Here is a 17295-nt window from a genome sequence, read left to right on the forward strand (position 1 = left end):
CAAATTGTACATTCTAGAAAACCGTAAATCATCATTTTTTTAAATAATTAGTTTCATAAGATTAAAAAACGTGCATAATTGCATAAAAAAATCAATAAATGGTTAAATAACCTGAATTTGTTTATAATTTTTTGTTAATTTATCATCTAAATTATAAACCCCAAATAACCCCTTTTTCTAATAAGAATTGCTACTTATTAGATGAACAACTTTTAAAGAAAAGATTTTATGAATAAGAAAAATTCTTTTAATATAAAACCTAAAAAAAATAGTCGCTTCTTTATTGCATTTTTATTTCTAGCAACATTCGTTTCAAATTCTCAATTTTTAGTAACCTCTAGTCCGTTAAAAACTTATTTTGAGGACTTATCTATTTCCTTAGAAGAATTAACAGATATATCTACTAATGAAGAAGAAATTGAATACAAATTACTTGGAACAACTGCTTTAAATGAAACTTCATCAATTACAAAAGCTGATCCTCCAACTGTAGATTTTACCTTTACAAATAACAATACGTGTTCAGGTACTTTAATACATTTTACTGCTGAAGTTACTGGTGGTGATGGAAATTTAACTTATGAATGGGATTTTGGTGACTCATCTAGTCTTTCATATGACACAAACCCAATACATGTATATAATGTTAATGGATGTTCTAGTAGAGATTTCCAAGTTACTTTAAAAGTAACAGATGATAATGGAGAAGAAATTAAAACTGATATAGTTACCGTTTTTCCAATACCTGAAATCAATTTTCATGACCCGGCTGTTTCAGATCAAAATAATGCATTTAACAACTGTGGTTCTACAGATGCAATTTATGCTATTGAATTAGAAAATCAATCTTTATCTAATGATTGTATTACTGAATATAGAATTGATTGGGGTGATGGTTCTGCTGAAGAAGTAATTACTTCATTTCCTATAGGATCAAGTATTCCGCATGAATACAATGGTATAGATGTTTTTGATATGACAATTGTTGCTTATTCAGATCAGGGATGTACAAATGAAATTACCTACGCTGTTAAAAATTATACAAATCCATCTGCCGGATTTGTGAATCCCGGTAGTACAACAAATCTTTGTATTCCAATGGACCCAATAGAATTTTTAATTACAAATTGGGGAGGAAACTCAAATGATACAAGTTATACCGTTGATTACGGAGATGGAAGTACCCCAGTAGTATATACCCAATCTGATCTTCTAGCTTTTGATCCATCTGGAACAAAAGATTTTCCTGTTCCTCATGTTTATTCAACTTCAAGTTGTCCAAATGATACAGTTTTTAGACCTTCTTTAATTGCAGAAAACCAATGTGATAGTTCTACAATAAACCTTAATGATATTTCTGTAATTGTAAACCCAACTTTGAATTTTAATAATCCAAGTGTTGGCTGTCTTAATGAATCAATTACTTTTGAAAATAATTCCATTGCTGGATATGATTCTGATTGTGGCCGAGGAGCTGTATATTTTTGGGATTTTGGAGATGGCACACCTATTTTAAAAACTCCTTTCGGATTACCCGAAAATGTAAATCATACCTATACTAAAACAGGTTCATTTACAGTTACTCTTTATAGTGACAATGATTTTTGTGATCCAACAGAACCAATTACAAGGCAAATTTGTATTGAAGAACCTCCAACTCCTGTTTTTAGCTTAAATACAAATGAAGGTTGCATACCATTGACTAGCACTGCTACTAATACAACAATTGTAACAACTATATGTACATCTGTTACATATTTATGGCAAGTAAATTATACCGCTGAAAATTGTGATACCACTGAAGATTGGGAATTTATAAACGGTACAAGTGAAACCTCTGAAAACCCTCAATTTCAATTTAACAATGCTGGAATTTACAGTATTACTTTAACTGCTATCAATGGCTGTGGTGCAATTACTACTGCAGCACAAAATGTTGAAGTAAAAAAACCGCCAACAGCAACTATAGAAAGTATAGATGATATTTGTGGACCAACCTCTATTTCTCCTGTTGCCATAATTGAAAATTGTACAACTGACAATAGTAATTTAACTTATAATTGGACTTTTACTGGAGGAACTCCACAAACATCAAATCAAGAAAACCCAGGAGTTATTGATTATACAACTCCCGGTAATTATTCTATTAGTCTAGAAGTTACAAATGAATGTGGCGTTTCTAACATAGCTACAGAAAGTTTTGAAATATTTCCTGTACCAACAATTACAAATACTGAATTAGATCAAACGGTTTGTTCAGGTATACCTACTTCTGAAGTCATACTTACTTCAGACTACCCAAATACAACCTATTCTTGGACAGCAACTGCGTCTGCAGGAATTACAGGTTTCAATACAACAGGAACAAATACTATTCCGGTTCAAACAATTTTTAATAATACTACTAACTCAGGAATTGTAACCTACACAATTACACCTACAATTGGCTCTTGTGTTGGAGCAGTTGTAGATTATGTAATAACCGTAGATCCTGCACCAACTATAACAAGTCAACCAGATTCTAGTATCGTTTGTGTTGGTGGTATTGCAAATCAATTACAGGTCACTTATACCGGATTGGGTACACCAACTTATCAATGGTATCAAAATACTGTTGACTCAACTTCTGGTGGTTCAATTATTGCAAGTGCTAATTCAGCCAATTTTGATCCACCTACAAATACTGTGGGAACTACGTACTATTATGTAGTTATTGAATTTCCATCTGGTGGATGTTCTCAAATAATTTCAAATACTGCTGAAGTTATTGTTGAAACAGGCATTACAGTTGATCCTCCAAGCGCTGCAGAAACTATTTGTAACGGAGGAACAGCAACTCCATTGGAAGTTACTTATACTGGTGGAACAGGTACTGCTTCTTATCAGTGGTATTCAAATAACACAAATTCTAATACAGGCGGAACTGCAATTTCTGGAGCAACAAATGCAAGCTATACGCCTCCAACATTTACTGCTACAGGAGATTACTTTTACTATGCTGAAGTGCAATTATCTGGAAACGGATGTGGTGCTGTTAACAGTGCTGTTTACCAAGTTACTGTGGTAGCTGATCCAACTATTGACACGCAGCCTTTAGTTTCTCAAGAATTATGTCAAAACGTTGCACCTACTGTTTTAGAAGTTACTGCTTCTGGAGGTGCAGGGATTTCTTTTCAATATCAATGGTATTCAAACACTACAAATTCTAATACTGGCGGAACTGCAATTTCTGGTGCAACAAATGCAACTTATACACCTGAAACAACAACAGTTGGAACCACTTTTTATTATGTTGAAGTAACTCAAACTGCTTCAGGTTGTAGCACACTTAGCACTACTGCTGAAGTAATTGTAAATGCAGCACCAATTATTACTTCGCAACCAATTTCAAGTACTATTTGCGAAGGTGGAACTGCAACAACATTATCTGTAAGTTATGATTACGGTGTTGGTACACCAACTTATCAATGGTATCAAAATACTGTTGACTCAACTTCTGGTGGTTCAATTATTGCAAGTGCTAATTCAGCTAGTTTTGATCCACCTACAAATACTGTGGGAACTATGTACTATTATGTGGTTATTGAATTTCCATCTGGTGGGTGTTCTCAAATAATTTCAAATACTGCTGAAGTTATTGTTGAAACAGGCATTACTGTTGATCCTCCAAGCGCTGCAGAAACTATTTGTAACGGAGGAACAGCAACTCCATTGGAAGTTACTTATACTGGTGGAACAGGTACTGCTTCTTATCAGTGGTATTCAAATAACACAAATTCTAATACAGGTGGAACTGCAATTTCTGGTGCAACAAATGCGAGCTATACGCCTCCAACATTTACTGCTACAGGAGATTACTTTTACTATGCTGAAGTACAATTATCTGGAAACGGATGTGGTGCTGTTAACAGTGCTGTTTACCAAGTTACTGTGGTAGCTGATCCAACTATTGACACGCAGCCTTTAGTTTCTCAAGAATTATGTCAAAACGTTGCACCTACTGTTTTAGAAGTTACTGCTTCTGGAGGTGCAGGGATTTCTTTTCAATATCAATGGTATTCAAACACTACAAATTCTAATACTGGCGGAACTGCAATTTCTGGTGCAACAAATGCAACTTATACACCTGAAACAACAACAGTTGGAACCACTTTTTATTATGTTGAAGTAACTCAAACTGCTTCAGGATGTAGCACACTTAGTACTACCGCTGAAGTAATTGTAAATGCAGCACCAATTATTACTTCGCAACCAATTTCAAGTACTATTTGCGAAGGTGGAACTGCAACAACATTAACTGTAAGTTATGATTATGGGGTTGGTACACCAACTTATCAATGGTATCAAAATACTGTTGACTCAACTTCTGGTGGTTCAATTATTGCAAGTGCTAATTCAGCTAGTTTTGATCCACCTACAAATACTGTGGGAACTACGTACTATTATGTGGTTATTGAATTTCCTTCTGGTGGGTGTTCTCAAATAATTTCAAATACTGCTGAAGTTATTGTTGAAACAGGTATTACTGTTGATCCTCCAAGCGCTGCAGAAACTATTTGTAACGGAGGAACAGCAACTCCATTGGAAGTTACTTATACTGGTGGAACAGGTGCTGCTTCTTATCAGTGGTATTCGAATAACACAAATTCTAATACTGGTGGAACAGCTATTTCTGGAGCAACAAATGCGAGCTATACGCCTCCATCATATACTGCTACAGGCGATTACTTTTACTATGCTGAAGTGCAATTATCTGGAAACGGATGTGGTGCTGTTAACAGTGCTGTTTACCAAGTTACTGTGGTAGCTGATCCAACTATTGACACGCAGCCTTTAGTTTCTCAAGAATTATGTCAAAACGTTGCACCTACTGTTTTAGAAGTTACTGCTTCTGGAGGTGCAGGGATTTCTTTTCAATATCAATGGTATTCAAACACTACAAATTCTAATATTGGCGGAATTGCAATTTCTGGTGCAACAAATGCAACTTATACACCTGAAACAACTACAGTTGGAACCACTTATTATTATGTTGAAGTAACTCAAACTGCTTCAGGATGTAGCACACTTAGTACTACTGCTGAAGTGATTGTAAATGCAGCACCAATTATTACTTCGCAACCAATTTCAAGTACTATTTGCGAAGGTGGAACTGCAACAACATTATCTGTAAGTTATGATTACGGTGTTGGTACACCAACTTATCAATGGTATCAAAATACTGTTGACTCAACTTCTGGTGGTTCAATTATTGCAAGTGCTAATTCAGCTAGTTTTGATCCACCTACAAATACTGTGGGAACTATGTACTATTATGTGGTTATTGAATTTCCATCTGGTGGGTGTTCTCAAATAATTTCAAATACTGCTGAAGTTATTGTTGAAACAGGCATTACTGTTGATCCTCCAAGCGCTGCAGAAACTATTTGTAACGGAGGAACAGCAACTCCATTGGAAGTTACTTATACTGGTGGAACAGGTACTGCTTCTTATCAGTGGTATTCAAATAACACAAATTCTAATACTGGTGGAACAGCTATTTCTGGAGCAACAAATGCGAGCTATACGCCTCCATCATATACTGCTACAGGAGATTACTTTTACTATGCTGAGGTGCAGTTATCTGGAAACGGATGTGGTGCTGTTAACAGTGCTGTTTACCAAGTTACTGTGGTAGCTGATCCAACTATTGACACGCAGCCTTTAGTTTCTCAAGAATTATGTCAAAACGTTGCGCCTACTATTTTAGAAGTTACTGCTTCTAGAGGTGCAGGGATTTCTTTTCAATATCAATGGTATTCAAATACTACAAATTCTAATACTGGCGGAACTGCAATTTCTGGTGCAACAAATGCAACTTATACACCTGAAACAACTACAGTTGGAACCACTTTTTATTATGTTGAAGTAACTCAAACCGCTTCAGGATGTAGCACACTAAGTACTACTGCTGAAGTGATTGTAAATGCAGCACCAATTATTACTTCGCAACCAATTTCAAGTACTATTTGCGAAGGTGGAACTGCAACAACTTTGTCTGTAAGTTATGATTACGGTGTGGGTACACCAACTTATCAATGGTATCAAAATACTGTTGACTCAACTTCTAGTGGTTCAATTATTGCAAGTGCTAATTCAGCTAGTTTTGATCCACCTACAAATACTGTGGGAACTATGTACTATTATGTGGTTANGGGTACACCAACTTATCAATGGTATCAAAATTCTGTTGACTCAACTTCTGGTGGTTCAATTATTGCAAGTGCCAATTCAGCCAATTTTGATCCACCAACAAATACTGTTGGAACTATGTATTATTATGTGGTTATTGAATTTCCTTCTGGTGGGTGTTCTAATTTAGTTTCATCAAGTGCACGCTTTGAAGTTAGTCCAATACCAATTATTTCTTCAGGAAGTGAAACCATTTGTAGTGGTAATTCCTTTACCTACGATCCTTCTTTAGTTACTGGAAATCAAGTTCCTTCAGGTACAACATATATTTGGTCAACACCTGTAATTTCAACACCAGGTGCTATTTCAGGAGCTAGTGAAGAAACAACTCCACAAAATACTATAAGTCAAACTCTTTTAAATAACACCGAAACACCTGTAAATGTTACCTATACAGTAACACCAAATTCAGGAAATTGTTTAGGAGCAAACTTTGATATAATTGTAACTGTTAATCCTGCAACTATTGCAAATGTAGTGGTTGAAAATAATTCTTGCTTTGGAACTGATAACGCTTCACTTGAAGCAACAATAAGTGGTGGTATTCCTTTTAGTTCAGGAGCACCATATCAAACTACTTGGACAGGACCAAATAATTTTTCTTCATCAAACTTAAATATTTATAATTTAGAACCTGGAACATATAATTTAATGGTCGAAGATGCTGGAGGGTGTCCTTTTTCTCAAGATTATATAATTTCAGAGCCAGAGGAATTAAGTATTATTTCAGATGACATAAAAAATATTAATTGTTTTGGAAACTTGGATGGAATTATTGATATTAGTATTCAAGGTGGAACGTCACCTTTTAATTATAATTGGACTACCATAAATGGAACGGGAATTGTTCAAGGGAATGAAGACCAAATTACTTTAGGAGCTGGAACTTATAATGTTGCCATTACAGATGCTAATGGATGCCAAACTTCAGAAACATTTACACTAACAGAACCAAATCCGTTAGCAACAACTGTTGTTTCATCAACATCAATACTTTGTTTTGGAGAAAATACCGGATCAATTTCCATAGAAGCTTCTGGCGGTACACCGTTTGAAAACTCACCAGGGATTTATACATATCAATACAATTGGACGGGTCCAAATGGGTTTACAAGTAGTTCACAAAATATTTCAACTTTAATTGCAGGAACTTATGTAGTTACCGTTACTGACAGTTTAAATTGTACTCAAGAAACCAGCGTTACATTAACACAACCAGCTGAAATACTTATTGATGTTACTAAAACTGATGTTACTTGTTACGGCGCAAATGATGGTAGTATTCAAATAGGAGTTCAAGGAGGTAATGCACCGTATGCAATTAGTTGGAGTAATTTAGGAAATGGCTTAGTTCAAAATAATCTTTCAGCAGGAACGTACACTGTTACAGTTGAAGATCAAAACGGTTGTCAAAAAATTGAAAACATTGAAATTACACAGCCTATTTTTTACATAAATCCGGTAATTACTCAAATTTCTTGTTTTGGTAAAAATGATGGATCTATTGATTTAAACATTGTTGGAGGTGTTGCTCCATTAATGGTTCAATGGGATGATGACAGCAGTGCAGGTACACAAAGAAATAATCTTTCCGCAGGAACTTATACAGTTTTAATAACTGATAGTGATACATATCAATGTCCAATAAAATCTACCTTTACAATTATTGAACCGCTACAAATTTCATTAAACGGAATTGTAGAAGATGCCACAGATTGTACAATTATAACAAGTGGAAGTATAGACTTGCAAGTTGTTGGAGGAACTTTACCTTATACGTATAATTGGAGTCATGGAGCTACAACTGAAGATTTAACGGCAATTCCTCCTGGTAATTATTTTGTTACAGTAACAGATGCCCACAATTGCTCAGAAAGTATGGAATTTCAAGTTACACGACAAGATCCATTGGCAATTTCACTTACAGAAAAAGTTATTGCCGCTTGTGACATTAAAGAAATTCAAAAAGAAATTACCACAAATGCTACTGGAGGTTTTCCTCCGTATACATACAACTGGTCAGGTGGCGTTACTTCAGGTATAAACAATGAAATAATGACAACAAACCAAAGCGGAACCTATAGTGTTGAAATAGTTGATTCCCAAGGCTGTAGTTATAAAGAAAACTTTACTATTGAAGTACCTTATATTGGCGATCAATCTTTTGAATATAATTCTTTTGGTATTGAAAACTACCATACGTTATCCATTGAAGATCCTATTGAATTTACAAACAATTCTACAGGAGATTACATTTCAATTAGTTGGGATTTTGGAGATGGTTCATTAATTGTATATGAAGAAAACCCAACCCATACTTATACGTATGAAGACACTTTTGTTGTAACCCAAACTGTAGAATATGAGGCTGGCTGTTTCTTTACATATAGTAGAACATTAGCAATTTCAAAAGGTTATGAATTAATTAACCCAACAGGTTTTACACCAAATAATGATGGAATAAATGATGTAATTAAACCAAAATACAAAGGGTTAACAGCAATTAAAATGAGTATTTATGATACTTGGGGATCTTTAATATATTCAGAAGAAGGTTTAAAATTAACCGGCTGGGATGGACTGCTTAAAGGTACAGATGCCGAAAACGGAAATTACATAATGGTTGTTCAAGCAACATCATTTTACGGGAAAGAAATTAAAGAAACAACACCAATTACATTGATTAAATAAGGTTATTTATGAGGTTTATATTAATACTAGCTCTTTTTATCTGTGGAAAAATTTATTCACAAGACCCAATTTTCACACAAACCTTTTTGGTACCTGAAACCATTAACACTTCATTTACAGGTGCCATTAGAAGTACGAAATTAGGAGTACTTCATCGTTCGCAATGGACTCATTTAGGTGTTGAAATTAACACTAATTTTATGTATGCTGATACTTGGTTTGAAGGATTTAAAAGTGGTTTAGGTGTTACCTTTTTAAACCATACCGAAAGTGAATCTAAATATAGTTTTAACCAAATTAATTTAAACTATGCATTGGCCATTCAATTGAATGATGAATGGTTTGTTAGGCCCAGTATTTCTGTAGGATTTGGGTTAAAAGATTTTGGGTTTCAAAATATTTTATTAGGCGATCAAATTAATATAAATTCAGGAGTTATAAATCCAATTACCAATGATCCTGTTTTATTAAATGAAACAAGAACATTTTTTGATTTTAGTTCTTCTATTTTATTCAATAATGAAAATTCTTGGGTAGGTTTAACTGTAAGACACCTAAATCAGCCTAATATTTCTATGACAGAAGATGGCGAAACACCTTTAGATATTTTTATTTCTGCACACGCCAATTTAGAGTTTCCTTTATATCGTTTTTCTAACAATCGATTCTCAGATAAAAATAGCCTGTACTTTTTAACAAACTTTATGATGCAGTCTAAATTTAGCAGACTTGACTTAGGAACACAATATGTATTTGACAATAAATTTTCAGTAGGTTTTTTATTTGCTACAAACCCTTTAAAAACAGGCTTAAGCAATGATTTTTTAAGTTCGTTTGATGTTTTTGGAGGTATAAAATGGGAAGGATTTAAGTTTGGATATTCATACGATTTTAATACAAGTAGAATTGGAGTTACTGGAGGTACACATGAATTTTCTATTTCATATGATTTTAGCTACAATATTCGATTTTTAAACCGTTATAAATGTGTGAGTTACTTCTAAAAAATGCAGTTTCTGTAATTTTAGTCAAAGGCGGTTACTTTGATTTAATTAATGATTCTTGCAAAGGCTCTAATAGGTGAACCATCTGAATTTTCAATTTTTAAAGGAATACAATTTAATTCAAACTTTTTAGCAATTAACTTATCTAAATTCGTCATATTTTCAATTATTAAAATTTCTTTTTTTAGAAGTACGTGGTGATTAGGCAGTAATTCATCTGTCATTTTATCAACAGAAATTGCATCAAAACCAACAGCCTTTAAATTCAATTTTGCCAACCATTTAACAGCGTCAATTGTTAACGTAGGAAATTCATCAAAGTATTTTTCTGAATTCCATTTGTTTTGCCATCCCGAATAAAAAAGCACAAAATCAACCAGTTTTAGTTCGTCTTCTTTAACTTTAAGAAGGTCTAAACTAATTTCTTTTTGTTTAGAACAATCAATTACAATAGCTGGTCCAATAAATTTTTCAACAGAAAATTGGTCAAGAGATTTTGCATTAGGAATTAAATGTGCAGGTGCATCAATATGTGTTCCTGTATGCGTGCTCATTGTGATGTTAATTTCTGCAAAGCCATCTTTTTCAATTGTGCTTCCCTTCTCAAAATTTGGCGCAATTGAACCCGGATAAACTGTTATTTTATTTTTAAGTTTATGTGTTAAATCTATTATCATCTCAATTAATTTTCTTCTAAATTAGTTTACGGTAAAAATTTTTAAGAATACAACATTACAAGTTTGTATTTTTTTAAAAATCAGCATCAAATTCTTTATCTACAGCTTCTAAAACAGCCAATTTTGTTTTTTGAATAATTTCATTTGTTAACAATGTTAATGTTTTCATTGTTTTTTCTTTATACAAAAAATACTCTTCACTTAATTGTTCAAAAATATCCTCAATTCTATGCTCTCCTAATAAAGAATACTTTCCGTTGTCATTGTATACTTGAATTTGAAAATATTCTTTTAATAATTTATCCGTTTTCCAATGTTTACTACTTTTCCAGTTCACACACCAATACATATTTTCTTCATAAATACGAATGCTGAATTCTTTTGTAGGGTTCTCTTTTTGCAAACCACTTACCATTTTTTTAATGTTATTGGTCAAATTTTTAATGAATTCTATTCTTTCATTTTGCATACTAACTTCCCTAAAATTACTTTCAGTTTATTATAATTCAATTTTTAAAGTTACTATTTTTTTCGCTTGTAATAATTTTGAGTTATTTGATTGAGATAGGATTTTGATGTCACCAATTCAAAAGATAATTCAGTAGGAAGTTGAGAAAATAATGGAGAACCACCACCTAATAAAATAGGAATAGTAGTTAACACAAGTTCATCAATTAAATCTTCTTTTAAAAAACTTCTAATAGTTGTTCCACCATCAATATATAATTTTTCAAATCCTTTTTTGTGAATTTCACTTAAAACTTCTGTTAATGATCCGTTTACCAAAAAAGCTTTGTTTTTATAAGATGCAGGGATTTCTTTTAATTTGTTACTCAACACAAAAACGGGTTTATTATAAGGCCAATCAACATCAAATCCAAGTACAGTTTCAAAGGTGTTTCTTCCCATTATTAAGGCATCAATATTGTTAGTAAATTCAGCGTATCCCATATCATCATTAGTAGGATTAGGTATAGAATGAAGCCACTCAATTCCTCCATTTTTGTCGGCAATATAACCGTCTAAACTTGTTGCTATAAAAACGCTATTCTTTTTACTCATATATTTCGTGCTATTTATTCATTAAACTCTTTTGGATAAGCAACACATCCGCTAACTCCATTTAATCCATTTTCAACTAGTTCTTTTACCATACAGTTTTCTTTAGGAGCTTCAAACGGAAATACAATTCCAAATTTATCTGCTTGCTTATAACCAAATTTTGGGTAATAATCTGTATGACCAAGAAGAACAATTGACTTGTACCCTAACTCTGAAGCTTTTTTATGTGCCGCAACTATTAGTTTTTCACCAATACCTTTTCTTTGAAATTTTGGTAAAACAGAAACGGGTGCGAGTGCTAAGGATTCAAATACACTCACTTTATTTTTAATTTTTAGTTTTGTTAGTAAAATATGCCCAATAATTTCTTCATTAATTTCTGCAACTATTGATAATTCAGAAATAAATGCATTTGATTTTCTTAATCTTTCTACTAAAAACTGTTCTTTGTGATCACTCAGTTTTTCAGATTCAAAAGCCTTTTTTATTAAATTGAATACATTTTCAAAATCTATTTCTGTCTCTTTTCGTATTGTTATTTCCATTTTTAACTATTCACATTGCACATAATTAAACAAAACCATATGTTTTTAATGCATTGAAATTTGCGTTTATGAAACGTAATTTTCAAATGTTCAAATTAGTATTTTTATTTGGAATACCTTTTCTATTTGTTCAGAAATAAGCTTTTTTTTCTGTATAATAGCTGAAATATTTACAAATCAATTTATCAGCTAACCTAATAAATTGTGCTGGTTTTTCAGTGCTATATTTTATTAATTAAAGCTAAAATGTACTTGCTACCAATACTCTTTACACTTATTATACTCAGCCTCTTTTAATATTTCAAACCCTAAATCAATAGATTTTTGAAAGTCATCACATCCTTTTTGCTTTTCATTTAATCCATAATAAGCAAGACCTCTTAAAAAATATGCGTGTTTTTCAGTTGAATCTAATTCAATAGCTTTAGTACAATCATATACAATTCCTTTTAAGCCGTTTGGAAATCTTGTTGCCGCTCTATTTATAAACACTTTAGCATCTAAGGAATCTTTTTTTATGTAAGCGTCAAAGTCATTTTTAGCCAATTTAGTTTTTGCTAAAGCTAAATACATTCTTCCTCTATTTAAAATAAGGTCAATGTCATTTGATTTTTCAATTATGGCATTCAACTCACTTATTTGCTCCATATGATTTGGTCTCACCCAAAAACCTATTGTAGATTTAATTCTTCCATTACAAAGGTCATCTATTACATCAAAAGCAACTGTATATCCTCTATTGTAAACTTTATAAACTCCTTGATTAGGACAAGATTTTCCTTCTTTATCAAAAAATGTTATGGTATCAAATTTAACCACATAACTAGAGACTATGTCAATTGAGTTGTTGTCTCCTAAATCAGTTTCCACAAACCCATCTTCTCTAAAATTAATTTTTACAGGCCCATTGGAACTCATATGTTTCCATGCACCAATAATAGTACTATCGTTTGGTTTATTAATGCTTTCAACACTTTCCAATGAAGGTTTTTGTACTGTTTCTTTACAATTATAAAGCGATACTATTGTAAAGGCTATAAATAAAAATTTTATTGTTTTCATGACATTACTATTTAATAAATTAGTTAAAACTTGGCTTAAATTGTAGCTTGTTATTTCTAATGGAAAGAAAATTTAAACTAATTCAAATGAATAAAATTATTTGTAAGAGCTGCAATTTTTTGAATTACTAATTTAAATCAAATTCACTTTTGAAAATATGATTAATATCACTTTGGAAAGGTATGCGCATTAATCAGCACAAAAATACCTAGCTGTTTTTGGCTAGGCATTTGAGTTTTATAAAACTTGTAAACCACAATTGTATTTTGATTATGCTAAACTTCATTAAAAACTGAAGAAAAAAATCAGTTTATAAATTTTAATATTTCCCTATCAAGAAAAATTAGGTATAACTTTTTCTCCTATTTCTTCAATCAATTCACTTGCTGATCTTGAGCCATATTTTAAATTCAATATTACATGATTTACACCATGCGATTCTAACAATTTTAAATGCGTATTTAAATATTCTGTTCCCGACTTAAACCCTAAATGAATTGGAGTTGGATGTACTTCAGCATTTTTAGTTATATCTACATACAAGGATTGCATAAAAGGTTTCCAATCTTTTTCGGCTTTCAACAAGGCTTCTTTCCATTGATGCATTACTATTTGTAATGTTTCAAAATCTCTTGGGTAATATAACCAACCATCTGAATTTTCTGCAATCCAGTCCAAAGATTGTCCTGAATGCCCAGTAACTATCATTGGTGTTTTTTGCTTGTATTTTGGCAATAAATCTATTGTACCATTTGTGCTCCCATAAAATTTTGAGTTATAATTTGGAAAATCTTTCAACAAGGCTTTGATATAAAAGAAGCTATCTCTAAACAATTCAGATTTGCTCTCTAACTGCTTATTGAATGCAGGGTATTCAATAGGTCGGTCTCCAGATGCCACACCCAAAACCAATCGTTCGTTAGAAAGAATTTGTAGACTATTAATTGATTTTGCAATATGCACTGGATGACGCAAAGGTAAAATGATGCTTGCAGAACCTAACGCAATTTTTGACGTTTGGTTCATTATGTGAGTCATATAAATCCAAGGATCATACAACTGTCCTGCATCTCCAAAATTTGGATCATTAAAAGGAACATCTCTAAACCAAAGCGCTTTGAAACCCAATTCTTCGGCTCTTTTGGCAAGCTTTTCTTGATTTTCCATTTTTGGAACAGAACCATTATAAGCTTCTAACGGAAACACTAGCCCCAATGTTAATTTACCCCTGGATGCTATTTTAGAATAAATATTCATTTAAAATTTTATCTGTTTCAGTAATTAATTGATTTATTTTTTCTTCATTGTAAGCGTCATTATGAGCTTTAGAAAATATTCCATTATCATTATCAAAATATTTCCCTGTACTTTCTTTATACATTCCTGAAAGTGCTAATTCATATAGAATAGCTACTCCTTTATCTGCCGATGACCAATATTGGCCATAAGCTTCTTTAACCATATTTGTGTTTAATAAAGAACCAGGATTTACGGCAATGGTTGTAATACTAGGATTGACTTTTGCAAAAACAAAACTCCACATTGTTAAAGCTAATTTGCTTTGAGCATATGCTATATTACTTGAAATAATTTCATTTCCTTTTAATGCTTCTATTGAAACCGTTGATTGCGCTGCCGTACTTAAATTTAGTATTCTTGACGAATTACTATTTTTTAGAATTTTCAACAATCCGTTTGTAAGTATGTATGGTGCAAAATAATTTACAGTAAATCTCATATCTAAATTATCACTATTTTGAGTTACAGGACTTTTAAAAACTCCTGCATTATTTATCAAAACATCTATCGAAGAAAATTTATTTGAGATGTCAACAATCATTTGTTTTATACTATTAAAATCTGATAAATCTGATACAAAACCATAAACTTTATCATTGTTGGTTTTCTCTTTAATTTCTGATATCGTATTTTGTAACTTCTCGAAATTTCTTCCGTGTAAAAGAATTTGATGTCCACTTTCAGCCAGTTTTATTGCTGTTAACTTACCAACTCCATCTGTACTTCCTGTTATTAAAATTGTTTTCATTCTTTTTGGTTCTATTAGTTTTCTACAACAACTTTACCAATTGCGTTTTTACTTTCTAATCTTGTGTAAGCTTCTCCAACATTATTTAATGTAAATTGATGTGCATCAAGTAACGGTTTTAAATTTCCTGCTTCAACAATTTTGGTAATGTTACTCAAAATTTCACCGTGTTGTTCTCTCTTAAAATTATGTAGCATTGGTATAAGCATAAACACAACGTGTAAAGATAAACCTTTAAAATGCACTGTGCTTAAATCCAGTTCGCATAAAGAAACTGTAGATGCAACTTGCCCATTTAAAGTAGCAGCTTCAAAAGATTTAAGCATATTTTCTCCTCCTACAGAATCAAACACAATATCAAAACCAACTCCATTTGTATGTTTATTTACATAATCTACAACTTGTTCTGTTTTGTAATTTATTGGTTCAGCACCATAATTTTTAATAATATCCATCTGATTCTCTCCACCACAAGTTGCATAAACATTCGCTCCAAAATGTTTTGCCAATTGTACTGCAACATGACCTACTCCACCAGTTCCACCGTGTACTAAAACTTTTTGTCCACTTTTAATATTTGCACGCTTTAACCCTTCATAAGCTGTTATTCCAACTAATGGAAGCGCAGCTGCTTCTTTCATTGTTAAATTTTTAGGTTTATGTGCAATTAGTTTGCTGTCTGCTGCAACATATTCTGCAAGAGTTCCCTGTAAATCTGCCAAACCACCAACACAACCATAAATTTCATCTCCTACACAAAATTCAGTAACATTATTGCCAACTTCTTCTATTGTTCCAGCAACATCCATTCCTAATATGGCAGGATTTTCAGGAGAAAATGGCAAGTCTTTTCCCATACTGCGAATCATAGTATCTACCGTATTAACACTTGATGCATGAACTTTAATTAGTACTTGACCGCTTTTTAAAACTGGATTTTCAATTTCCATAGGTTCAAACTTTGCGTTTTCACCGTATTTATTAATTGTCATTGCTTTCATTATGTATTGTTTTTTGTTACTATAAAAATTATAGTTGCAAAAGTAAGTATAGTATTCTACCTTTGCAATAACGGTCAAAAATGATAGTATCAATTTTATGGAATCAACAAAACAAAAAACGCTCAAGTTTAGAGAAAACGAGTACCCTTGCTGTGCGAGCTTAACTATGGGAATTATTGGTGGAAAATGGAAAACTGTTATTCTGTACCATTTGATGACAAATAAATTAAGATATAATGAATTGAGAAAATCTATGCCTACTGTTACAGAAAGAACGTTGAGTTTACAACTGAAAGCATTAGAAGAAGATGGTTTAATTAAAAGGAAAGTTTACACCTCAAAACCACCATTAAAAGTTGAGTATTCATTAACTGAATTTGGTAAAACTTTAATACCATTAATTCAAGCTATTGCTGATTGGGGAGATTCGGTAGTAGAAAAATTTTCAAAATAAACATTTATACTTCGGTTAAAATGAAAAGAACTAAACTCTAAAACTATTATTTTTCAAAACAAAATGAATTTAATTTAATTCACTAAGTTTTATTCTTCTTGTTTATAATCAGCTAAAACACCTTAGTTGTTCTATGTAATTTTACTCAAATTTCCCCTTACTTCACTCCTTTATTTTCAACCAATTCACTTGCTGATCTTAAGCCATATTTTAAATTGAATATTACAAAGTTTTGAAGTGTTTTTAAGACCTCAAAAGTAATGAAAAACACTCAAATTTTCCCGTCTGCTTAGAAAGCAGACGGGGTAATTTATCAAAACTTACGAATTGTTATGTAAAGCCTTTGTTTATAAGGCTTTCAAAGCTTTTTTAAAAATTATATTTATCAACATATATTTATTTTTTGGGCTAATTTAATGCTTTTTTTGTGATTTTTGTGCATTTTGTGTGCAAGTAACACACCTTTTTTGTGCAAGTATTTTGAACTAATTTAAGTACTTTAGACCTGCAAGCCTTTATTT

General features: G+C 32.1%; 11 protein-coding genes. 3 read left to right on the plus strand and 8 right to left on the minus strand.

Annotated elements, in window-relative coordinates:
• Window positions 1–228: 228 nt before the first annotated feature.
• Both ACFQ5N_RS01960 and ACFQ5N_RS01965 read left to right on the plus strand, forming a co-directional pair.
• Window positions 229–8922, plus strand: a complete 8694-nt coding sequence (locus tag ACFQ5N_RS01960) for a PKD domain-containing protein (RefSeq protein WP_386807273.1) — start codon at window positions 229–231, stop codon at window positions 8920–8922.
• A gap of 8 nt (window positions 8923–8930) precedes the next feature.
• Complete coding sequence (locus ACFQ5N_RS01965) at window positions 8931–9926, plus strand: PorP/SprF family type IX secretion system membrane protein (RefSeq protein WP_386807275.1); 996 nt, start codon at window positions 8931–8933, stop codon at window positions 9924–9926.
• 44 nt (window positions 9927–9970) lie between these two features.
• On the opposite strand, the gene ACFQ5N_RS01970 is transcribed toward ACFQ5N_RS01965, so the two are convergent.
• The 8 genes from ACFQ5N_RS01970 to ACFQ5N_RS02005 form a co-directional block, all read right to left on the minus strand.
• Complete coding sequence (locus ACFQ5N_RS01970; protein WP_386807277.1) at window positions 9971–10603, minus strand: cyclase family protein; 633 nt, start codon at window positions 10601–10603, stop codon at window positions 9971–9973.
• A 73-nt stretch (window positions 10604–10676) separates the two neighbouring features.
• Window positions 10677–11039 (minus strand): hypothetical protein, encoded by a 363-nt coding sequence (locus ACFQ5N_RS01975; RefSeq protein ID WP_386807279.1) that lies wholly within the window; start codon window positions 11037–11039, stop codon window positions 10677–10679.
• Window positions 11040–11125: 86 nt separating this feature from the next.
• Complete coding sequence (locus ACFQ5N_RS01980) at window positions 11126–11665, minus strand: dihydrofolate reductase family protein (protein ID WP_386807281.1); 540 nt, start codon at window positions 11663–11665, stop codon at window positions 11126–11128.
• Between the two features lie 14 nt (window positions 11666–11679).
• Window positions 11680–12210: a GNAT family N-acetyltransferase gene (locus tag ACFQ5N_RS01985; protein ID WP_386807283.1), complete on the minus strand. Its 531-nt coding sequence runs from the start codon at window positions 12208–12210 to the stop codon at window positions 11680–11682.
• A 255-nt stretch (window positions 12211–12465) separates the two neighbouring features.
• On the minus strand, window positions 12466–13272 hold the full coding sequence (locus ACFQ5N_RS01990) for a tetratricopeptide repeat protein (protein WP_386807284.1): 807 nt from the start codon (window positions 13270–13272) through the stop codon (window positions 12466–12468).
• Window positions 13273–13605: 333 nt separating this feature from the next.
• Complete coding sequence (locus tag ACFQ5N_RS01995; RefSeq protein WP_386807285.1) at window positions 13606–14529, minus strand: LLM class oxidoreductase; 924 nt, start codon at window positions 14527–14529, stop codon at window positions 13606–13608.
• Complete coding sequence (locus tag ACFQ5N_RS02000) at window positions 14513–15319, minus strand: SDR family NAD(P)-dependent oxidoreductase (protein ID WP_386807287.1); 807 nt, start codon at window positions 15317–15319, stop codon at window positions 14513–14515. The genes ACFQ5N_RS01995 and ACFQ5N_RS02000 overlap by 17 nt, the downstream gene beginning before the upstream one ends.
• 14 nt (window positions 15320–15333) lie before the next feature.
• Window positions 15334–16320 carry a zinc-dependent alcohol dehydrogenase family protein gene (locus ACFQ5N_RS02005; protein ID WP_386807289.1) on the minus strand — a complete coding sequence of 329 codons (987 nt, stop codon included), beginning with the start codon at window positions 16318–16320 and terminating at the stop codon, window positions 15334–15336.
• Window positions 16321–16417: 97 nt separating this feature from the next.
• Between ACFQ5N_RS02005 and ACFQ5N_RS02010 the strand changes: the two genes are divergently transcribed.
• On the plus strand, window positions 16418–16774 hold the full coding sequence (locus ACFQ5N_RS02010) for a winged helix-turn-helix transcriptional regulator (RefSeq protein WP_386807291.1): 357 nt from the start codon (window positions 16418–16420) through the stop codon (window positions 16772–16774).
• Window positions 16775–17295 lie beyond the last annotated feature (521 nt).

It is taken from the genome of Lutibacter holmesii (assembly GCF_042679665.1).
GTDB lineage: Bacteria > Bacteroidota > Bacteroidia > Flavobacteriales > Flavobacteriaceae > Lutibacter > Lutibacter holmesii.